The following is a 20,650-nucleotide window of genomic DNA, read 5'->3' as shown; positions in this document are numbered from 1 at the left end:
AGAGCAATGAAGTCACCGCTATCCCATTCGACACTTGCGAGTTGCGAACAACCGCGGCCGGAGCCCCGAAATGTAGGCGCCTTCGCGTGCTACGTTGTCCTCCTAGCAATCCTGTTTCCAGGAGGACTCGTCGCCGTCGACGTGTCTGGCGCCAAACTCACGGTCGGCAGGATTGCCATCCTGATACTGCTCATACCAGCCCTCGTCCGACTTACTAGGGCTGATCGCCACCTTATAGCAAGTGACTATCTCGCGGCCATAACCGGCATCTGGATGGTCGGGGCGGCGGCTTATGTCGGAGGAGACGGCAGCCTATCATCCGCGTCGGCAGTATGCCTGGAGTACGTCGGAGGGTACTTTGTGGCTCGAGGGCTGCTTTTCGGAGCCGCCGTTTCCACTTTCATTCAGGTGCTGAAGACATTCGTGATCATCGTCGTGTTCCTGGCACTCGCAGACAGCGTCACCGGAAGACTCGTGGTGCACACGACTCTGGCCGGCATTTTCCAGAGCGCCCCCCTGCTGCAGGCTGATTTTCGCGCGGACTTGCTGAGGACCGCATCGACATTTGACCACCCCATCCTGTTCGGCACGTTTTGCACTCTGTCCGGCGCAATGTTGATGTCTTACGAACAGACCTTTGCAAAGCGAACATGGTGGGTGGGCGTGTGCCTTCTCGGATGCATACTATCAATGTCCTCTGCACCTTTGCTGTCGTTCATCATTGCCATAGTGGCCTTTGCATACGAATGCCTTATGAAGAATTATTCATCTCGTTGGAGCGTGTTCTGGCTGGCCGTTGCGGGAGGCATGCTGGCTATCTTCATCATTGCCAATCATCCGATCGGCTGGATCATCACCCATCTGACACTCGATCCAGTGTCAGGATACTTCAGGTTGATGATCTGGGATCTGGCCCTACTGAAAATTGGCCAGGAGCCATGGACCGGATTCGCTTTTAACCCATTGAACAACGAAATATTGGACTACACCGTCGATTGCGTCTGGCTGCAGCTGGCGATACGCTTCGGCATTCCCATGATTGTGCTAGTGGCCCTCACCAACATTGCAGCTATTCTGCCGGCCAGGCGAAACGCCAGCAAGGTCACTAACGACCCGCCACATTGGGGATTTACGACAGCGCTTGTACTGACGATGCTCACCGGCCTGACAGTTCATTACTGGCACTTTCTTTGGATATTCTGGGCTCTTTGTCTAGGGCTTCGCGCGTCTCTTCGCGAGGCATCTATGACCGAATACCGAATGCCCGCCGACGAGCCGATGCCGTTGATGGCCGCTGACATTTCCCTAGTTCACGCGCGACGATAAGCGTGCCTGAATTGGAGCGCGACCATGCTCACAAGATTCCGTCAAATGGGAGAAAACTGCGCCCCGGGGCGCGTCCGTGCAGCACAAGGCCAGGCAGGCTTTACCAACTATCGCGCGAGCATCTGTCGTACTCGATCGGCGGCCGGCTGTAGAAGCTGCCACGCACGACGGCCCAAACGCCGTTTGCAAGCCAGAGCCAACCAAGGCGGCGTTCCTTCGACCTTTGGGTCGATTTTCAATGCAGCCTCACAAAGCCGATCGGAAAGTCCCATTGCTCCTTCGTTGAAGGCACGGCTCGCACTTCTGACCGCGTCCAGCGCCAGTTCGTTGACGAACCAGGTCCGAAGATCGTCGACGTTTGCAAGCACCGGAGCGCAACTGCTAAGGAAGACTTCAAATGCCTCCTTTCGTTGCGCGAGATCCTGCTCCGGCGAGTACGTCGTTGACATATTGGCCGTATGCCGTCGATAAACAGCCTGAGCCCGGTCAATGAATCCGACCTCGGCGTGCGCGGCAAATCGCAACCACATGCCCATGTCCCCACTGTGCGTCAGTTGCGCTGAATATCCGCCCAGCTTTTTTTGTAAGCTCGTCCGAACCACTACAGTAGGCGCGATCACGATGTTCTTGGCCCGGCTGAGATGAATGAACTCAGTTCCAGATAGTATCCGTGTTCCCTGCCCCAGACCTGCGGGAGCAGCTACGACTTCCCTTCGATCATCCTCTTGTACAATCGCTCGACCGAAAACGAGACCGACAGAAGGGTGATCATCCATCATGCGGGCTGACCTCGCAAGCGAACCAGGCAACAGATAGTCATCCGCAGAAAGCAGCACCAGGTAGTCGGCCGCCGCCCAGGCGATCCCTTCGTTGAACGTTGCGATGTGACCCCGATTAGATGCGTGTTTGAGAACGGTAACCCGTGAGTCCGCGCGAGCCAACTCCTGCGCAACTTCGGCCGTGTCGTCCGGCGACGCGTCGTCGATAATCAGCACGCGCAACGTCACACCGGATTGGGTCAGGACGGTTTGGACACAATCCCTTAGAAAATGCCCATATCGATAACAAGGGATGACTACATCTGTCGAGCTCACCGGCGTCCCTCCGTTACGCGCACGCTGCCCGCTCTCCTCCAACCGATTTTCGATTGTGCCGGAGCATCGCCGCGTCGTTGTCCGGCCATGATATATTGCTTGACGAGGTGGTGACGAAGGACCCCGAGCGAGAGACAGTCGATCAGCCTCGATTTTGTTCCTTCGATGCCGGCAACCAAACCATCTGTGACAATCAAATCAGCATCATTCAGAAGTTCGACGGCCGTTCCCTCGACAAAGAACCTTAAATGCGTCCGGTCAAGAATCCCGGAATCCCGATATGTAAATTTTCGCCGGAAGAGCAGCGGCAGCGCTACACTCAAATGCGCAACGTTCGGCACCGAAACGATAATGCGGCCGCCTTCCGTTAGAAGCCCGCTGATCGATCGAAGCGTCCTCCCGGGATCCGGCAGGTGCTCCAGGACATCAAGCAGTAAGACGAGGTCGAACTGGCCGAGGTCGGAAGCACAATCATCGATATTGCCGATGACGACTGTATCCGCGTTTTCCTCCAACTCTTCCTTCAGCTCGCCGTTGACCTCGACCCCCACAGTCTTGACGTTTGGGTAGATTGATCTCAGCCAACGCAGCGTGTAGCCGCCGCCCGGCCCTACCTCCAAGATCCTCGATGCTCCATTTGGCAAGAGCGACCTAATTTCCTCGCGTGAATGCCTGTAATATTCGGTACGTTCCGAGTTACAGGCGCGTGCGTCTTTTCTTTCTGTCATAGCGGCCCGCACGCGTTTCCCACGCCTCTCTTCGAACCCCTGCGTTCATTCGGATCAGGCATTCTCTTTGCCAGCGCGACGACCTCCGATGCAAAAAGGGCGGACAAACGATTTTGTTTGGATCCGTTGGCTCGAGGTGAATCGACTTTCGATGTCCTCTCCATCGAGAGCCCCGATTCGACACACCAACGTCGAATTACTGAGCTCGATGTGTTGTGAATTCTCGTCGTTTCGAAGCTAAGCCGACTATGGCGCGGTCCGCCTTTGCGCTGCCACCGATAACGGACATATGGCCTGTTCGGTGCCGTAATGAGGACTACTCCTCCGGGCAAGAGAGCATCGACAAACAGTCTCAGTAAATGCTCCGGACGATGTACGAACTGCAAAACGTTAAGAAACAAGATGCAGTCAAATCTCATTGAGGAAATCTTTGCACGAGCGGCATCGAGATCTCCCGACACCACCTGGAGCCCTCGCGCGGCTGATTTGTTGCTTATGACATCATCAAGTGGTACCGCTACCACCTGTTTTCCGGTCTCGAGCAACCAGAGCTCATTAGCGCCGGACGCTGACCCGATCGACAGGATGCGTTCGGCGCTCTTGGGGATCAGGCTCAAGACCTCGCTTCTGATCGGTTCATAGCAATCCTTCGAATACATCTTGTGCCACAAGCTGGTCTCGGTATTCAGCAGGGGGCGACATCTTTTCTCCTGAGAGGCGATCAGCAACAACGCCGATATTTGAGAGCCTAGTTCGCGTTGGTCGACACCAAAATGGCCGATATACTTGTTCGGCAAATGATGCACCCAGAATTGGTCTATATGCGATATGGGAATAAGTTTTCTGAAACCACATTGGGTATACGGGTCGGTGGCAGCGCTGCAAAGAAGATCGTATTCTCCCTCGTGCGGTGCGACCAGGAAACCGCCTGAAGCAATTGCTTTCGTCAACTGTTGCCGGGTTAATATGTAGCAGGCTGAATGTTCGTTCGTGAAATGGGCGAGAGTATAGCCCCCCCTTACTCTGACCGATTCACAATCCCAGCGGAAATGACCATGCACCTCCGGAAAGTTGCGCTCCCCATCCGGACCATATTCAACCCGCAAGAATCCGACGATCTCGTCTTCCTTCAGGGCAGAGCCAACGTCCAGAAAGGCGCTGATATTCTCTTCGGTTATTAGAATGTCATCTTCCGAGTAGATGAACAGATCGTACAGATTGAGCCGGTCCAGAAACAGCTTCTTGTGCAAAAACGGAAGAGACCAGGGGTCTTTGGTTGGGAGCCCAACTAGACACTCGACAGCGGGCGGAACGGCCTTTTCGATATTTGAGAGAACTACCACGTCGACATCGAACTGCATGGATCGGTATTCATTGATCACCCGATCCAGGTACAGGTCATTTGCATGGCCGTAGCTGGCTATTGCGACCAGGATTCTCATAGATGCGCCGCACTCATCATTGGGCTATCTCGGCCTTCAGCGCCTCAACAACACTCAACAGGTCCACGTCCGTCATCTGAGCGTAAAGGGGCAGCAGGATCGACCTGTCCTGCGCAAGTTCGGATTGACGAAGATCGTGCCGTTGCTTCGACTCGGCGTAAGGCGGCTCACGGTGCGAGCACATGATCCCGCGGCGGCTCGCGATTCCCTTGTCGAGGAGGTTTTGCATGACGGTGCGTTGGTCGAGGCGGTCGGGGAGACGCACGCAATAGCTCTGCCAGTTCGACCTCGCCCAAATCGGTTCCGTAGGCAGTCGCAACCCTTCCAAATTGCCGAGTAGCTCGGCATATTTGGCGGCCACCGCGCGGCGCCGCGTCACCAATTCTACCAGCCGCTCGAGCTGTTTGCGACCGATCGCAGCCTGCATATCCGTCATTCGATAATTGTAGCCGACGAGGACGTACTCCTCGAAGATGACACGCTGTGATCCGTGACGCACGATATCCGGAACGCTCATACCATGCTGGCGTAGCAGCCTGAACTTGCGATCAAGCTCGGCGTCCGCGGTGGTGAGCATTCCACCCTCACCTGTCGTGATCACCTTCCGCGGATGAAAGGAAAAGCAGGCAATGTGTCCATGCGGCCTGCCGATCGCTTCCCATTGTCCGTTCACCCGGATCTGCGATCCGGCGGCACAGGCTGCATCCTCGATTACCGTGATCCCGTGGCGCCCCGCCACCGCCATGAGCGCGGCCATATCACAGGGCATACCCATCTGATGAACCGCGATGATCGCACGCGTGCGCTCGGTGATGGCGTCAGTCAGCCGGTCGCAATCCAAGTTGTATGTCTCCGGATCAATATCGATGAAAACCGGAGTGGCGCCTTGGCATCGGATGACGTTGGCGGTCGCGATGAAGGAATGGCTGACCGTGATCACCTCGTCGCCGGCGCCGATGTCCAACGCCGCTAAGGCGAGCTGCAAGGCGGCCGTGCAATTCGCGACAGCGCAGGCGTGCGGAGCGCCGACAAGTGAAGCGAACTCGCGCTCGAACGCGGCCACCTGCGGACCTTGCGACACCCAGCCCGACAGCACGGCCACGCGCGCAGCATCAGCCTCTTCGTCCGCAAGCAACGGCGTCGCGATCGGGATCATGATGCCGCGGCCTGCCGCCGGCGGTCCGAAGCGAGATCGCGTTCCGATCGCCACCATTTCACGAGATCTGCGAGCCCCTGCTCAAGCGAAACCGTGGTGCGGAAACCCAGCAAACGCTCTGCCTTGCCCGTCGATGCCAGTCGGCGCGGCACCGGATTGACCGAACGCTCCGGCGCGAATTCAGGCGTCAGACCACGGCGTCCCATCACGGACGCAAGCGCCGTAGCCAGCTCCGTCAGGCTGGTTTCGGTGCCGCTTCCGACGTTAAAGACCTCATCGGTGATCTTTGACCTGGCCGCGAGGATGTTGGCGCGCGCGATGTCGCGGACGTGAACGAAATCCATGGTCTGATGGCCGTCACCAAAGATGACGGGAGGCAATCCGGCCTCCAGCCGCTCCATCCAGCGGATCAAGACCTCGGTGTACCGTCCGTGGATGTCCATCCGGCTGCCGTAGACGTTGAAATACCGGAATGCCACATAGTCGAGGCCGCATACATCGTTGAAGGCCCGCAGAAGGCCTTCGTTAAACGCCTTGGCGGCTCCATAGAGAGTTCGGTTGTTGTACGGATTCTGCCGCTCTGTTGTCGGAAATTCCTCGGCCATGCCATATACCGATGCCGAAGACGCCGCGATGATCTTCTCAATATCGTGCTTGATGCACAGCTCCAGCAGGTCGTAGGTGGCGTCCACCATAACCTCCTTGGCGAGGCGTGGTTCGGCCGCACAATGAGTGATGCGGAGGGCGGCCTGGTGGAAGACGATATCGGCCGCCTTGACCAATGCTTCCATCAGCTTGCGATCGCGTATGTCGCCGTGAACCAATCTCACCGGTCCGCGCCCGAGCGCGCGCCGAAGATTTTCCGGTCGGCCTCTGACCATGTTGTCGAGAGCAACAATTTCAATGCAGCCCTCGTCGCAGAGCAGATCAACGATGTGGGACCCGATGAAACCTGCGCCGCCGGTGACCAGAACGCGCTTTCCCTTGAGATCAATCAAGACGCTCTCCTGTTGTGGGACCATGTCATGACGCTTTGTGGATGCTCCGCTCGGGCGCCAACCGCTTCACTGGGCCGCAGCATCGCTGCGTTCCTCAATGTGGCGACAACTTCGGCCGCCTGTTCCGGCTGCAGCTCCGGATAAATGGGAAGAGAGAGGAAGTCGTTCGCCAGCATCTCGGTGACGGGGAGATCACCGGCACGGTAGCCGAGTTCTGCGTAGGCTCTTTGCAGATGCACCGGAACGGGATAGTGAATCCCGGCGCCTATTCCGGCATCGCGCAACAGCGACAGTGCGTGATCGCGCTCCTCCAATCTGACCGCATAGACGTGATACACGTGACGGGCGTGCCCTGGCGGCTGGGGACGCGCGAATGGGAGCTCAGACAGCAGTGCATTGTATTGCTCAGCCGCCGACCGGCGCGCTTCCGTCCAGCTCTCAATGTAGTCCAGCTTGACGTTCAATATCGCACTCTGAATTTCGTCCATACGATAGTTATATCCGGGGATGGCGTGGTCGTACTTCGCCTCCTGCCCCCAATCTCGCAGCAGTGACACGCGGTGCGCGAATTCAGGCCTATCAGTTACGACGGCTCCACCCTCGCCGAACGCCCCCAAATTCTTGCCAGGGTAAAAGCTGAAGCATCCCAGATCGCCAATCGAGCCTGCTCGGCGTCCCCGGTATTCGGCGCCATGCGCCTGCGCGGCGTCCTCGATGACGACCAGGCCGTGACGACGCGCGATGGCCATTATCGGATCCATGTCGGCCATCAACCCGTGGAGGTGAACCGGCAGGATCGCCTTGGTTCGTGGTGTTATCGCAGCTTCAATCAAGCCGGGATCCATCGTCCACGTTACAGGGTCAACGTCGACAAACACCGGCTTGGCACCGCTGTAGATAATGGCCGCGGTCGTCGCGACGAACGTCATGGATACGGTGATGACCTCGTCACCGGGTCCGACACCCGCCGTAAGCAAGGCAAGGTGAAGCGCCGAAGTGCCGGTGTTCACCGCGCGGCAATGGGCAGTCCGGCAATAACCCGCAAAGCGTCCCTCGAAGGCGGTCACCTCCGGCCCGAGCACAAAGTGCCCGCTCCCGATGACCCTCGCCACCGCGGCGTCGATTTCCGGCTTGATCTGGCTATATTGGGCTTTCAGATCCAGGAAGGGTATCAAGATTCAAGACCTTGGTTGGGCCAAACATTATAATAAAATATTAACTCTCATAATCATATTAAATCAAGCATTAAATTGTGACGCATATATATCGCGCTTCAAAATGGTTTATGGAGCAGTTCTTACGAGCGACGATCGCTCAGGAGCGTATTTTCAGCTGCGGACAGGACCCGAGCGGGCACTCCCGCGACAATAGCGCCGGGCGGAACATCCTTAGTGACCACCGCACCGGCACCTACGGAGGCGCCCTCTCCGATCGTCACACCGCACAGGATGGTGGCATTCGAGCCGATCGAAGCCCCCCGACCGACCCGCGTGCGCTGCAGCGTCCAGTCCGAAGCCTGCTGAGGACGACCGTCCGCGGTTGTTGCCTTCGGATACTTGTCGTTCGTGAACATCACGCCATGACCGACGAACACCTCATCCTCGATCGTGACGCCCTCGCAAATGAAGCTGTGCGACGATATCTTGCAACGCGCACCTATCTCTGCCCCCGCCTGGATCTCGACGAAGGTACCGATCCCGCTCTCGTCACCGACGACGCAACCATACAGGTTGACCAGATCCGGATGCACGATGCGCACGTCGCGGCCAAGCGCGGTGTCCTTTATTGGCATGTCAGCTCTCTCTCTCTCTCTCTCTCTCTCTCTCTCTCTCTCTCTCTCTCTCTCTCTCTCTCTCCAATCACGCCAGCCTTTACAGGACCGGGCGTGAGGGCAGCAGCCTGGGCGCCATCTCGGCAAGACCCGCTGCAGCATGACGAAGGTGCCCCAGCAGAGGATGCCCCGTCAGGGTCAGTGCGCACCACCAGCAGAACGTGGCGACCACCAATGCTGTTATCAGGCCTGCGACGAAATTAAGAGCTCCTGCCTCGATCAACACCGCACAGACGGCTACGCCCGAAGCGGTCCCCATCGTGACGGCACCGCTCTTCAGCAGGGCCCGGCCAAACTCGCTTGGCCGCAGTGCCAGATGCGGACTGAGGTAGTAAATCGCCACCGCTGCCTGGAATGGCAATGTCAGCAACGCGCATGCTGCAACTACTTCCACGCCAAAAAAGGACGCAGATAGGAGGGCAAGCAGCGAGGGTGGCAACGAGATGAAGGACGAGACAAGCGCGTCGCGCACGCGTCCAACTGCCAGGAACACAGGATAGGTCAGACACGCAGCGAACAGCGCCAGATTTGCAATGCAAAGAATGCGCACCAATGGCACGACTTCGAGCCAGGCTCCGCCAAGCCAGATCAGGACGATCGGCTTTGCCATAATCGCCACGGACGTGAGAAATGGCCACTGCACGGCGGAAAGCAGTTGGACCGCATCCAGATACACGCCTTTTAGATCTGCCCCAGCTGCACGTTTGGTCACAATGGCCGGCATGATAATCGGGTTCACGACTTGCGTGACGAGCCTGTCGAATACCTGGGTCAGGTTGATTGCCCGGCTGTAGAGACCCACAGCCGTGAGATCGAGGATCTTCGCCAGAAAGAGCTGAGGCGCGAGGTTGTAGAAGACATTGATGACGCTGACGCCGCTGGAATAGAGACCGAATTCGATGACGTCTCGGTATTCGGACAGCGAAGGGCGTAACACGCTGAAATCGCGATGCCAGCTCAGCAGCATGCCCGCGAGAACGATGCTCCCAGCCACACCACCCCAGATTGGAGCCATGTAGCTGAAGTTCAATACTGCCAGTCCGATCGAAACCAGCGCAACCGCCACGTTGCTCGCAAAATTGCAGATCGCAAGAGTGCCGAACTGCATGTCACGGCGGAACAAGGCGATCAACGTTCCGGAGACCGGTATAACGAGAAGATTCAGCGCAGAAACCTCAATACCCAGCCTTAGACTGTCTTGCGCAAAGAGCCGCGATACAACGTCAGCCGTGACTAAAAGAATCAGCGCAATTGCCAGCGAGATCCCCCAGGTGATGGTGAACGCCGTTCTAATCGTCCCGCGCGACAGCTCACGCTTCTGAATCAGGTAATTTGCCCCTCCAAATTCCTGAAAAGCGGCCGCGATCACGGCGGTAAGCGCATTGACAACCGCATAAACCCCAAACTCGCTCGGCGTCAGCAGGCGCGAAAGCACCGCGGTGGAGACGAAAAACAGCACAAGACCCGCATAGCGGTCCACCGCAGAGAACAAGACCGAACGCTGTACTGAATTCATCGCGGCTCCCGACGCCGGGCTTAGCTGGCGAACAACCACGACCAACCGCCAACTAAGCCGTGGCCCGAGCCCGCTCCGCTATCACGCACGGCAACTGCCGAATCGCGACTGGTTTGCCCTGTTCCGTGATCGATCGCGAAGCCGCCTCAAGCACCTCGATTACTCGCAGCCCAGACATGCCGCTGGAAATCGGCTGCCCGCCGTTGCGCGCGCAGTCGATGAAATGCTCAACCTCGGTCTGCAGCGCCTCCCTAGGCGAGATATGCGGAGCCCACATGTCGCCGGCGCGATATCCGATTCGAAATTGATGTGCACTCTCGGGGGGCCTATCGAGCGTAATTCCCTTGTCATAGACCTTGATCTTTTCAGTCGGCTCGAGATCGTCATAGACGATCATCTTTTTGCTGCCGCCAATGAACGTCTGACGTACCTTGACAGGCGAGAGCCAGTTAACGCTGACGTGGGCCACACACGCGTTGGCGAAGAACAATGTGATGTGAGCCATGTTTTCGGGCGAACCGACAACATGGCACGACCCCGTCGCCGAAACCGCGACCGGCTCCTCATCGAGGATATGATGGATGATCGAGATGTCGTGCACCGCCAAATCCCAGATCACATTTACGTCTTTCTGAAACAGCCCGAGGCTCGCGCGTGTGCTATCGTAGTAATATACGTCTCCCAGCTCTCTCTTCAGCACAAGCTCACGAATCTTCTGAACGGCCGGCGTGTAGAGAAAGGTGTGATCGACCATCAGTGTCAATCCGCGCCGATCCGCCTCGTCGATCAGGCGCATCACTTGCTCTGAGCTCGGCGCAAGGGGCTTCTCGACCAACACGTGCTTGCCAGCCCGCAACGCCGCAATCGCCAGTTCGTAGTGCGTGTGTACCGGGGTAGCGATAGCAATTGCATCAATCGAGGCGTCCTTCAGCAGATCGTCATAGTGCGTGGTCGTTGCTACCGCGGGGTAAAGCTGCGCTATAAGCCCGAGCCTGCCCGGATCGAGGTCGCTCACGCTGACAACGCGGGCGGCAGGATTGGCTGAGAAATTTCGAACGAGATTGGGACCCCAATAGCCGTATCCCACGACCCCGATTCCAAGCTGGCTATCTCGCATGCTAACCTCGATCCATTCGGGGGTTACGGCCTTATGCCTTACGTCCGCGCTGGCATATCCTGCCATATGCCGCGCGTATCGATGACATCGAGATGCCGTCGCTCTGACAACGGCACCATTTTGAACTCATCGTGATCGACGAGTAGAATCGCGATTTCGCAACTGCGCAGAGCTTCCTCTATATTGACCAATGCGACATGGTAGTCGGCCAACTGAGGCGGGAGACGGCGCAGGTTCGGCTCAACGACCTTGATCCGTTCTCCGTACTTTGCCGCTAGATGCGTGGCTATCTCCATGGCCGGACTCTCGCGCAAGTCGTCGACATTGGCCTTGAAGGTCAATCCACAACAGGCGATGTTTGCATAAGGATGATCGTCGATCAGCGCGTCTGTACGCTCAATGATCTTCTGCGTTTTGGCGTTGTTGACTTCCCGGCTTGTTCGCATCACGCGCGCTAGATCCGGCGCCGAGTCGATGATGAACCAGGGATCGACCGCAATACAGTGCCCACCCACTCCCGGTCCCGGCCGCAAAACGTTTACGCGAGGATGGCGGTTGGCGATGTCGATCACCTCCCAGACATTGATGTCGAACCTCTCGCAGATCAACGACAGTTCGTTCGCAAATGCTATGTTGGTATCTCGGAAGGCGTTTTCCGTCAGCTTGACCAGCTCGGCTGCCCGCGCCGTAGTACCGACGCAAGCGCCGCGAACGAACATCTTGTAGAAGCGCTGAGCACGCCGCGTGCACGTCGGCGTAATTCCTCCAATGCACCGGTCGTTGTTGATAAGCTCGGTCAGGATCCGTCCCGGCAGCACGCGCTCTGGACAGTAGGCTACGTAGATCGCTCCGTCCTCCTTGCCGTTGACACCTATATGCAGGTCCGGCCTGCGTTCAATAATCCGCTTCGCCATGGCCTCGGTGGTTCCGATCGGCGATGTCGATTCGAGGATCACGAGATTGCCTGGAGCAAGGATATCCACGATATTGTCGACTGCGGCATTCACACTTGACAGGTCTGGGCGGCTTTCGCGGTCGATCGGCGTCGGTACTGCGATGATAAAAACGTCGGCTGGCTGCGGCTTGCTGGACGTTGTGAGCGCACCGCTCGACACGACTTTGGAGACAAGTCCGTCGAGATCGGGCTCGGCGATGTGAATCTTGCCCGATGCCACCGTATCGACAATTCGTTCGTTGGTGTCGATACCGAGCACCTGCATCCCTCGGCTCGCAATCAGCGCCGCGGTCGGCAGCCCGATATAACCAAGTCCAACGACATTGATCTTTTGGAATTCAGGCATCGAGAAGAACCTTCACGATACGGTCGCTTGCGTGCCCGTCACCAAACGGGTTATGCGAACGAGCCATGGCAGCATACGTCTCGTCATCGTCGAGCAGACGAAATGTCTCCGCAACGATTCGCTCGTAGTTCGCCCCGACGAGGCGAGCGGTTCCCGCTTCCACTCCTTCGGGACGCTCTGTCGTTTCTCGCATCACCAGGACTGGCTTGCCGAAAGTGGGGGCCTCCTCCTGGACACCTCCCGAATCCGTCAAGACCAAATATGATAACGAGAGCAGGCTCACGAAATCCGTATATTCCTGAGGGGAAATAAGAACGACCCGCGGATGATCCGAGAATCGAGACGCAAACAGGTCCCGGACATTCGGATTCGGATGTACCGGGAGAACCACGGCAACGTCCTCCCGTTGCAGAATGGTCTCCAACGCGTTCACGATGTTGACGACGCCGCCGCCGAAGTTTTCCCTGCGATGGCAGGTCACCAGGATGATGCGGCGATTGCCGTGGCGCTTTTTTATGCCGTCCCAGCGGCACGAGAGTCCTGGATCGGATTCGACCATGGCTTTCGCGAGGATGAGAGCGTCCACCACCGTGTTTCCGGTAACGTGAATGCGGTCACCGGAGACGTTCTCGGAACGCAAGGCTCGGGCCGCGCGCTCTGTTGGGGCAAAATGTTGATCGGCGATCGAGCCGACGATCTTGCGGTTCACCTCCTCGGGCCACGGTGCGAAGATGTCGCCGCTGCGCAGTCCGGCCTCGACGTGTGAGACCGGTATACGGTGATAGTAGGATGCCAATGCACCAGTCATGGCAGTTGCCGTGTCGCCCTGAACAATGACCCTGGTGGGCTTCACCTTTTCGAGAAGGTCGCCGATTTGCCCGAGCAACCGAGAAGTCAAGTGATCCAGCGTCTGATTTGTCGTCATGACGTTCAGATCGAAATCCGGGACCACTTTGGCCAACTTGAGGACTTGATCAAGCAGCTCTCGATGCTGTGCAGTCGCACAGATCGTTACTGAGATGTCCTTGCGCCGCTCAGCCTTCAGCCGGTTGATGACCGGAAAGAGCTTGATTGCTTCAGGCCGGGTTCCCAGAAGAATGAAGAAATGCTTGCGCACGCCTCACCCTCCGATCCGGCTCGGACCCGGCGGAAGGGCTCCGGGCGCACCAAGGGGGTGTCGAAGCCCCTGCCTGATGAGAGCTTGTGCCAGGACGCCCGCAAACAGGGCGTTTGTCTTGGCGTATCGCCACCACATCCGCCCGGGCTCCTGATAGATGCGATACAGCCACTCGAGGCCCAGCTTCTGAAGCCGTACGGGCGCGCGCCGAACGGTACCTGCCAGGACATCGAATGCACCACCCACCCCCATGATAAAGGGCACGCCGAGATCATCGCGATGGGCGGCGAGGAAACGCTCCTTCCTGGGCGTCGGCATGCCGATGAAAAGACAATCGGCCGCGCTGGACTGGATGTCCCGGACGACCTCATTCTCCTGCTCGCGTTTGAAGTAGCCGTCGTGCCAGCCCGCAAAGACAAGTGAGGGATGCCTCTCGCGTGCAACTTGCAAAGCCCGATCCAGAACGGCGGAAGTGGCTCCCAAGAAATAGGGCTTAAAGCCTTCCTGGGCACATACCGCGAGCAACTCGGCAAGGAGATCTACGCCCGCCACCCGCGATGTTGCTGGAAGCCCCAGTGCTCGAGCGCCCCAAAGAATGCCCATGCCATCGATGCCGACAACATCGCTGTTGGCAACATCGGCCGCGAGTACGGGGTCAGATTGCATATTGACGAATTTGGCGACGTTCAGCGCCACATGTTGCAGCCGCTGGCGGCTGCGCATGGCTCTGTGCGCCAGCTCGACGGTTTCCGCCATCGTCAGCAGGTCGATCGGGTACCCCAGGAATGCTGCACGCATTGGAACCTATCTCCCAGAAAGATCGACCATATTTAAGTTGGCATTTAAGATTATTATTGAGATAATACGCGGACGCCATTTAATTGCAAGTTTTAAATCGCCTCGAATTTGCTATGCGGCGCGGAAAAACGAGGGCGCCCCAGCTACGAGTGAGACAGCAGATCTAACGGGAATTAAATAAAGGATTTAACCGATGATCTCGGTCGTTATTCCCCACCTCAACCAGCCTGACGCACTGGAAGCCTGTTTACGCAGCCTGGACGCACAGACCCTGAACCGGCGCTCGTTCGAGGTCATCGTGGTAGATAACGGCTCGGCAACGCCGCCAGTGGACGTCGTTGCCGGTCATCCTGGCGTACGGCTCCAGCACGAATGGCAACCAGGTCCCGGCCCTGCGCGAAATGCAGGCGTCGCCGCTGCCAAAGGCGAGATCCTCGCCTTCATCGATGCCGATTGCAGGGCCCATCAGGACTGGCTTAGCAACGTGATGAAATGGTCTTGCTTGTCGCCGGCTGGCACAGTCCTCGGGGGCGACGTTCGTATTTGGCGGCCGGAGAATGCGAGGCTTGATGCCATTGCGGCTTATGAGAGCGTCTTCGCTTATCGCTTCAAGCTCTATATCGAGCGCCACGGTTATTCCGGCACCGGCAATATGGCGGTGTTTCGCCGCGACTTCGATCGCGTCGGCCCTTTCGCTGGCATTGAGGTGGCCGAGGATATGGAATGGGGGGAACGTGCGCTGCGCGCCGGACTTCGATTTCGGTATACCCCTGAAATGATCGTCTTCCATCCGGCCCGAGGCTCTCTCCAGGAGCTCTACGCCAAATGGGATCGACACATTGCGCACTATCGCAACATGGCGGAAGGTAAACCTGTTTGGCAATTGCGCTGGCTCGCGCAAGCGTTGCTCGTCTTCGCATCTCTCGCGCCAAACGCCGTGACTGTGCTAACCAGCGACCGTCTACATGGTAGCCGCGTCCGCCTCAAAGCAATTGCGGTGTTATGTGCCGTCCGGGCGCACCGCGCCATGACGATGCTTTCGCACCTACGGGGGCGGCGAGCAGTAGCTTGGAATCGTTAGTGCACCGGCAATTCTTCAGGCGCCGCCGAAGGCACAGTTGTTGGTCAGCTCCGGCAAGTCAGTACGCTGGCCGAATGACCACAGAATCCAGCCCAATTCGTAGCTACGGCACTCAAGCCGAACTTCTACGTCAGTGCCGTCGATCAGTCGCTCTCCCTTTCCGAGCCAGGCGTTCTTGACTGCGCGCAATACGCGCGGCGCCTTCGTTGTCAATTCGCCTTTGCGAACCTGCGAGCGGAGGGTCAGGCTCAGTTCAGGCACGAGCATGGCCCGGTCCAGCTGGTTCTGGCCAAGTACCCAGTTGAATCCCTTGACCAGGGCGTCCCGCGATCCCCTCTGCCCAAAGCGCTCCGCCCATTCCAGCAGTGCCGGGGCCATTCCATACTGATGAACCGAGTAGACCTCATAGAAATCAAGGACGCGGCCGCTCATCGCGTCGAAAAACCAGGGCCATTCACCTTGTGGGCCTTGAAGCGCTATCAGATTGCGCACGCAAGTATCGGCCATGACAAGCGCGGACGCGTCTCCGGCGAATTCGCCATATTGATAGCAGGCGATCGAGAGATAGGTTTGCGTCGCAAATGACGAGAAGCGGCGGCGAAACCCGAACGGTGCATCGAAGAACAATCCCGATTCGCTGTGGAAGCGTTCCTTCAGGAAACGAAAAAGCGGCCCGGCGTAGCGCCACCACTCGTTCTCGCCTGCCCTCGCCTGAGCCACGACTCCCGTGAGCAGCATGCCAATATCCTGCGCACGAAAGCTCTTCCACCTGGACTCATCGGCGAGAATGGCCGTCAGCTCGCGTTTCACCCGCTCGGGCGTTTCGAGGCCGAGCTCGGCGGCGCTCCACAGCGCCATACCGAAGGCGTACTTGCGCACCGGAAGCCTCGTGAGTAGCGAAGCGTTGCGGCTGAATATTTCGGGCAGATCAAGACCACTCGGAATTCCAGCGACGCGCGACATCCCGAGTAAGACATTGAGCGTATAGAATACGTCGCTGTTCGGTACCGACTCGTTTGGCGAAGGACGTCCATCGAGATGGAAAATGTGCGACCACCGGCGATGTTCAGGTAACCAACAACGTTCCAGCCCATTGAGCGCATAGTTCACCAGCGGTGAATTGTGCGAGAGCTTACTCGAAGCCGTGGGCACCAGGAGCTTCACCCCAAAATTTGGACTAATGATCATGGTCATTTACCATCCCTAGCCGGGTCAATATTCCCGGATGCTTTCATCCAATCCGCGCAGCAATGGATAGAGGAAATAGGAAATCACGGTGCGCTTGCCGACTTTCAGTTCGGCCGTCACCGCCATCCCCGGAATCAGTTGAATACGCTCAGGAGGAAGCCGAAGGTGCGTGTCCGACAAATCGACCAGTACGCGGTAATAGGGAGCTGGCGCACGGCGCGCACCTTCGGCCTTCGTATCCGGCGAGAACGTGTCCTGACTGATGACGCGGACTTCTCCCGTCGCAGTTCCATACTTCTGAAAAGGAAACGCTTCGAACTTGATCCGAACCGCTTGTCCAAGCGCCACCTGACCGATATCCCGCCCCTCGACGTTGACTTCCGCCTGAAGAGGCACGTCACGCGGAACCAGGACAAACAGCGTTTCCGCTTCGCGAACCACCGAGCCGACTGTCCGGTTCGCGATATCCAGCACCACGGCATCTGCCGGCGCCTGCAAGACGATCAACTGTCGACGAAGCTCGGCCTTCTTCAATTCCTCTGCTGCGCCGTTACGCTTCGGCACCGTCTCCACCAATTCCTGATAGGTGGTACGGCGAAACTCCTCGGCGAAGACCTTCTGATCGGCGCGGGCCTTGTCGAGCCGATGCGTCGTGTCGGCGATACTGCCACGAACACGCGCCAAATTGCTCTCAACCTCGAGCCGTGCATCGCGAGACAATAGGAAGTTCAGCCTCGAACCGACTTCCTTGTCCATCAGTGTGGTGCGCATGGCTTCAATTGAACGCATCGTGTCGAGACGCTGAAGGAGAACCGCCTCTTCGTTCTGTGCTGTCTTGAGATTGGCTTGAGCGGAAGCGATCTGCGCGTCGTAATTCTGGATCTGCGCTTCGTAAGCGGCCTTCCTCTGCAAGAACAACTTGCCCTGCAGGACCTGGTCCGCGTTCGCGAGCTCCTTGACGGCGTACTCGGCTCCATTCAATTCGGCGCCCAGCCGATCGATCGAGGCATCGAAACCGGCCACTCTGCCGCGCAATTGATCGAAATCCGCTTGCGAGAACGTCGGATCGAGGGTCGCCAGAACGTCGCCGCGGTTCACGCGGTCACCGGCCTTGACGTGGATCTCGCGTATGACCGACGTTTCTAACGGCTGCACGACTAGGTTGGGACGTGTCGTGGTCACTTTTCCCTGCGCCGTGACGATCATCTCCACTTGCGAAACGGATGCCCAGGTGACCGCAAAGGCAATCAGTGCAAGTACGGCGTAGAGGGTGAGACGCGCGAGCCGCGGAGGCGCTTGCTGCTCAACTTCGGTTGCATCGGACTGGAATTCGGCGATTACGGGTGCTTGCCTCGACCCTGGCCTGAACCTTCGCCGTCGCTCGATCGTTCTGGCCGAAACCAGACCGTCCGGCTTTGCATCCGCCCGTGATTGTCTTGTCTCCTTCATGCGATCTGCTTCATCTGTTGGTTCCACAAAAGCCTGTAGATGGTGCATTTCGACAGGAGGTGGTCGTGGCGATCCACGTCCACGATACGGCCGCGGTCCATCACCAGAATCTGGCTCGCTTCGGTCAGCATCGACAGCCGATGCGAGACGATGATGACGGTACGCCCAGCCGCCAAACGGCGCAGATTGCGCCTGATGATCATTTCGCTTTCGGAGTCGAGGGCACTCGTCGCCTCATCGAAAATCAAGATCCGTGGATTGACAATCAGAGCTCTCGCAATCGCGAGCCGCTGCTTCTGTCCGCCGGACAGGTTGGAGGCATCTTCCTCAAGCATGGTGTCGAAGCCTCGGGGCAACCGCTCGATGAACTCGTCCGCACCTGCGAGCTGCGCCGCAGCGACCACCTCGGCAAAGGTCGCATCGCGTTTCGCGCAGGCAATATTGTCGCGAACCGTCCCGCGAAACAGGAAATTATCCTGCAAGACGATTCCGAGGTTTCGGCGCAGGTGGGCTAGGTCGAGCTCCCTCGAATCATATCCGTCGACGCGCAGCAGCCCCTGCTGCACCGGATACATGCCGGAAATCAGCCTTGTGAGCGTCGTCTTGCCGGAGCCGCTGCGGCCCACGATTCCGAAGATCGAACCTGGCACGATGGTGAAGGAGACGTCATCAAGCGCCGGCGCTCCCTCAGCTCCGTAGCGAAAGGAAACACCCTCGAACTCGATTTTGCCGACGAGGTCGGGCCGAAGCCCATCTTTCCTCCCATCACGCTCAGGCTTCTGATTCATCACCTCGCCAAGCATTTTCACGGCAAGAGCCACTTCCTGGTACTCGTGCACCATTGTCACGAGCTGGACCAGCGGTCCGGAGACCCTCCCGGCTAACATGTTGAAAGCGACCAGCGCGCCGATTGTCATTTCCCCGGCGAAGACATCGAGTGCGCCGACAGCGATAATGCCAAGCGTCATGATCTTCTCGAGAAAGCCGGTGAGCGCCTGAGCACCTGCGGAGATTTTCTCGACGCCGAATCGCATGGCCACGGACTGCGCACAGCGGCTATCCCAGATCCGGCTCTGCACTGGTTCCATCCCAAGCGACTTCACCGTGCGCATACCGTGAACTGTTTCGACGAGAAGAGCCTGCCGCGCACCTTCCGCCTGGTAGAGATCGTACAGACGCCGCCGGAAAGGACCCATGAGCAGGCCGACAACAGCGCCGCTCGCGGCAGTGAAGGCCAGAACCATGAGCGTCAGCTTGACGCTGTAGAGTGCAAGTACCGGCAGGAAGACAAATAGCGAAAGCGCGTCAAGGGTCGTTAAGAATAGTCGCCCAGTCAGAAACTCACGGATTCGCGCCGCTTGTTGCATGTGCTTGACGAGGATCCCAGCTGCCATGTGTTCAAAGAAGGTGACCGGCAGCCCGAGGAGATGACCGAAGGTCTTCGTGGCAACTCGAATGTCGACCTTGTTGGTCGCATAAAGCAGCAAGTAGCGTCGCAAAAAGCCGAATATCGCATCAAAGACGAGCGCTACGCTCGCACCGCAAGCGAGTACGTAGAGCGTGGTGAAGCTCTCGTGAACCAGAACCTTGTCGATCACGAGCTGGAAAAAGATCGGGATGATGAGGCCCAACGCATAGAGCAGGACCGCGGCAATCGCGACGTCCCTAAAGAGTCGCCATTGACGAAGTAGCTCCGGTACGAACCACCGGAGGCCGAAACTCCTCCGACCATCCTGCGCAAACTGCTCGCGCTTGATCAGGATCGTGTCGCCGGCCCATTGGGCACAGAATCGGTCCCGGTCGACAACCAGGACCTCGTGCTTGCGGTCCGCGAGCGGGTCGAAGATGCTGACGACCTCCGCTCCCTCAGCTCCCCGCCCCGCATCAAGAACCACGATCCAGTTGCCATTGGTGAGTCGAGCCAGCGCCGGATAGGCTTCGCCGAGACGAATCAGCGCGCCCCAATCCAGTTTCGTGCCTCTCGCGCGTAGGCCAGCATCCTTCGCCATCTGCAATAGGAGATTCAACGAAAGCGGGCCGGCCACGGCGTAAGCGTGCTTCAAGCGCTCGACCGGCAGATCGATGCCATGATGACGGCAAATCTTGGACAGGCATTCCAACGCCGTTTGCGTTGCCAATCCGGGGGCATCCGCAACCTGGTCCTTCACGCCGCCAGCGTCGTCAATTTCAGCGGAAGTTTGATGAGACATTCAAAGGCCGTGTGTTGGACGCGAGCGCATCACGTGACCCCGAGGCACCATTGTGCGACTCGGCTGGATTCCGCCGGACCACGCCGGCGTCAACCAGGCCCTGAAGCGCCTTCTGCATCACATCGACCGAATTGGCGAAGGATTCGACCGAAAAGATCAACCGCTGAGAAAACACTCGTTTGGGGACATTGTTTGCGTCACGCTCCGTCGGTGAAAGACTGACCAGATCGACGCGGACGATGGTGCCACTGACGGTGATTTCTTCAATTCCGTCGGTATAAAGTTCGGCGTGCATTTT

The 20,650-nt window shown here is 58.1% G+C and carries 18 protein-coding genes; 2 read left to right on the top strand and 16 right to left on the bottom strand.

Annotated features, from left to right (window positions below):
- Positions 1-423: 423 nt before the first annotated feature.
- Complete coding sequence (locus BM190_RS34225; RefSeq protein ID WP_143109137.1) at positions 424-1,326, top strand: O-antigen ligase family protein; 903 nt, start codon at positions 424-426, stop codon at positions 1,324-1,326.
- A 107-nt stretch (positions 1,327-1,433) separates the two neighbouring features.
- Here BM190_RS34225 and BM190_RS34220 read toward each other — a convergent pair whose 3' ends face one another.
- The 12 genes from BM190_RS34220 to BM190_RS34165 all read right to left on the bottom strand — a co-directional run bounded on the left by BM190_RS34220 (position 1,434) and on the right by BM190_RS34165 (position 14,424).
- Entirely contained in the window at positions 1,434-2,420 is a 987-nt protein-coding gene (locus BM190_RS34220; protein WP_026201616.1) for a glycosyltransferase family 2 protein, read from the bottom strand.
- On the bottom strand, positions 2,417-3,148 hold the full coding sequence (locus tag BM190_RS34215; protein ID WP_177237464.1) for a class I SAM-dependent methyltransferase: 732 nt from the start codon (positions 3,146-3,148) through the stop codon (positions 2,417-2,419). The genes BM190_RS34220 and BM190_RS34215 overlap by 4 nt, the downstream gene beginning before the upstream one ends.
- Positions 3,145-4,590 (bottom strand): class I SAM-dependent methyltransferase, encoded by a 1,446-nt coding sequence (locus tag BM190_RS34210; RefSeq protein WP_092261946.1) that lies wholly within the window; start codon positions 4,588-4,590, stop codon positions 3,145-3,147. The genes BM190_RS34215 and BM190_RS34210 overlap by 4 nt, the downstream gene beginning before the upstream one ends.
- Positions 4,591-4,606: 16 nt before the next feature.
- On the bottom strand, positions 4,607-5,746 hold the full coding sequence (locus BM190_RS34205) for a DegT/DnrJ/EryC1/StrS family aminotransferase (RefSeq protein ID WP_092261945.1): 1,140 nt from the start codon (positions 5,744-5,746) through the stop codon (positions 4,607-4,609).
- On the bottom strand, positions 5,743-6,768 hold the full coding sequence (locus tag BM190_RS34200; RefSeq protein WP_049814763.1) for an NAD-dependent epimerase/dehydratase family protein: 1,026 nt from the start codon (positions 6,766-6,768) through the stop codon (positions 5,743-5,745). Before BM190_RS34200 ends, BM190_RS34205 begins: the two co-directional genes overlap by 4 nt.
- Entirely contained in the window at positions 6,741-7,919 is a 1,179-nt protein-coding gene (locus tag BM190_RS34195; RefSeq protein ID WP_092261944.1) for a DegT/DnrJ/EryC1/StrS family aminotransferase, read from the bottom strand. The genes BM190_RS34200 and BM190_RS34195 overlap by 28 nt, the downstream gene beginning before the upstream one ends.
- A 122-nt stretch (positions 7,920-8,041) precedes the next feature.
- A complete protein-coding gene (locus BM190_RS34190) occupies positions 8,042-8,536 on the bottom strand; it encodes an acyltransferase (protein WP_092261943.1) in 495 nt (164 codons plus the stop codon).
- 79 nt (positions 8,537-8,615) lie between these two features.
- A complete protein-coding gene (locus BM190_RS34185; RefSeq protein WP_177237463.1) occupies positions 8,616-10,091 on the bottom strand; it encodes an oligosaccharide flippase family protein in 1,476 nt (491 codons plus the stop codon).
- Positions 10,092-10,143: 52 nt separating this feature from the next.
- Positions 10,144-11,208, bottom strand: a complete 1,065-nt coding sequence (locus BM190_RS34180; protein ID WP_092261966.1) for a Gfo/Idh/MocA family protein — start codon at positions 11,206-11,208, stop codon at positions 10,144-10,146.
- A 38-nt stretch (positions 11,209-11,246) separates the two neighbouring features.
- Positions 11,247-12,509, bottom strand: coding sequence for a UDP-N-acetyl-D-mannosamine dehydrogenase (wecC, locus tag BM190_RS34175; RefSeq protein ID WP_092261941.1), 1,263 nt, complete (start codon positions 12,507-12,509; stop codon positions 11,247-11,249).
- Positions 12,502-13,626 (bottom strand): non-hydrolyzing UDP-N-acetylglucosamine 2-epimerase, encoded by a 1,125-nt coding sequence (gene wecB, locus BM190_RS34170; RefSeq protein ID WP_018316130.1) that lies wholly within the window; start codon positions 13,624-13,626, stop codon positions 12,502-12,504. Before wecB ends, wecC begins: the two co-directional genes overlap by 8 nt.
- Before the next feature lie 3 nt (positions 13,627-13,629).
- Positions 13,630-14,424: a WecB/TagA/CpsF family glycosyltransferase gene (locus BM190_RS34165; protein WP_092261940.1), complete on the bottom strand. Its 795-nt coding sequence runs from the start codon at positions 14,422-14,424 to the stop codon at positions 13,630-13,632.
- 193 nt (positions 14,425-14,617) lie between these two features.
- Between BM190_RS34165 and BM190_RS34160 the strand changes: the two genes are divergently transcribed.
- Positions 14,618-15,505 (top strand): glycosyltransferase family 2 protein, encoded by an 888-nt coding sequence (locus BM190_RS34160; protein WP_092261939.1) that lies wholly within the window; start codon positions 14,618-14,620, stop codon positions 15,503-15,505.
- A gap of 15 nt (positions 15,506-15,520) precedes the next feature.
- Here BM190_RS34160 and BM190_RS34155 read toward each other — a convergent pair whose 3' ends face one another.
- The 4 genes from BM190_RS34155 to BM190_RS34140 are packed head-to-tail and all read right to left on the bottom strand — an operon-like array spanning position 15,521 to position 20,647.
- A complete protein-coding gene (locus BM190_RS34155) occupies positions 15,521-16,699 on the bottom strand; it encodes a hypothetical protein (protein WP_244550816.1) in 1,179 nt (392 codons plus the stop codon).
- An 18-nt stretch (positions 16,700-16,717) separates the two neighbouring features.
- Positions 16,718-18,142, bottom strand: coding sequence for an HlyD family type I secretion periplasmic adaptor subunit (locus tag BM190_RS34150; protein WP_244550815.1), 1,425 nt, complete (start codon positions 18,140-18,142; stop codon positions 16,718-16,720).
- Positions 18,139-20,352 carry a peptidase domain-containing ABC transporter gene (locus tag BM190_RS34145; RefSeq protein ID WP_244550814.1) on the bottom strand — a complete coding sequence of 738 codons (2,214 nt, stop codon included), beginning with the start codon at positions 20,350-20,352 and terminating at the stop codon, positions 18,139-18,141. The genes BM190_RS34150 and BM190_RS34145 overlap by 4 nt, the downstream gene beginning before the upstream one ends.
- On the bottom strand, positions 20,330-20,647 hold the full coding sequence (locus BM190_RS34140; RefSeq protein WP_018316124.1) for a hypothetical protein: 318 nt from the start codon (positions 20,645-20,647) through the stop codon (positions 20,330-20,332). Before BM190_RS34140 ends, BM190_RS34145 begins: the two co-directional genes overlap by 23 nt.
- Between the last annotated feature and the right edge of the window lie 3 nt (positions 20,648-20,650).

This window comes from Bradyrhizobium sp. Rc3b, from assembly GCF_900114915.1.
Lineage (GTDB): Bacteria > Pseudomonadota > Alphaproteobacteria > Rhizobiales > Xanthobacteraceae > Bradyrhizobium.
The sequence above is the reverse complement of the archived record's forward strand: the minus strand, read 5'-3'. Positions and strand labels throughout refer to the sequence as shown.

Bases quoted from the DNA above. Each gene is read 5' to 3' on its own strand.
- BM190_RS34215 (WP_177237464.1), bottom strand. From the start codon at position 3,148: ATGACAGAAAGAAAAGACGCACGCGCCTGTAACTCGGAACGTACCGAA.
- BM190_RS34210 (WP_092261946.1), bottom strand. From the start codon at position 4,590: ATGAGAATCCTGGTCGCAATAGCCAGCTACGGCCATGCAAATGACCTG.
- BM190_RS34205 (WP_092261945.1), bottom strand. From the start codon at position 5,746: ATGATCCCGATCGCGACGCCGTTGCTTGCGGACGAAGAGGCTGATGCT.
- BM190_RS34200 (WP_049814763.1), bottom strand. From the start codon at position 6,768: ATGGTCCCACAACAGGAGAGCGTCTTGATTGATCTCAAGGGAAAGCGC.
- BM190_RS34190 (WP_092261943.1), bottom strand. From the start codon at position 8,536: ATGCCAATAAAGGACACCGCGCTTGGCCGCGACGTGCGCATCGTGCAT.
- BM190_RS34185 (WP_177237463.1), bottom strand. From the start codon at position 10,091: ATGAATTCAGTACAGCGTTCGGTCTTGTTCTCTGCGGTGGACCGCTAT.
- BM190_RS34180 (WP_092261966.1), bottom strand. From the start codon at position 11,208: ATGCGAGATAGCCAGCTTGGAATCGGGGTCGTGGGATACGGCTATTGG.
- wecC (WP_092261941.1), bottom strand. From the start codon at position 12,509: ATGCCTGAATTCCAAAAGATCAATGTCGTTGGACTTGGTTATATCGGG.
- BM190_RS34165 (WP_092261940.1), bottom strand. From the start codon at position 14,424: ATGCGTGCAGCATTCCTGGGGTACCCGATCGACCTGCTGACGATGGCG.
- BM190_RS34160 (WP_092261939.1), top strand. From the start codon at position 14,618: ATGATCTCGGTCGTTATTCCCCACCTCAACCAGCCTGACGCACTGGAA.
- BM190_RS34155 (WP_244550816.1), bottom strand. From the start codon at position 16,699: ATGACCATGATCATTAGTCCAAATTTTGGGGTGAAGCTCCTGGTGCCC.
- BM190_RS34150 (WP_244550815.1), bottom strand. From the start codon at position 18,142: ATGAAGGAGACAAGACAATCACGGGCGGATGCAAAGCCGGACGGTCTG.
- BM190_RS34145 (WP_244550814.1), bottom strand. From the start codon at position 20,352: ATGTCTCATCAAACTTCCGCTGAAATTGACGACGCTGGCGGCGTGAAG.
- BM190_RS34140 (WP_018316124.1), bottom strand. From the start codon at position 20,647: ATGCACGCCGAACTTTATACCGACGGAATTGAAGAAATCACCGTCAGT.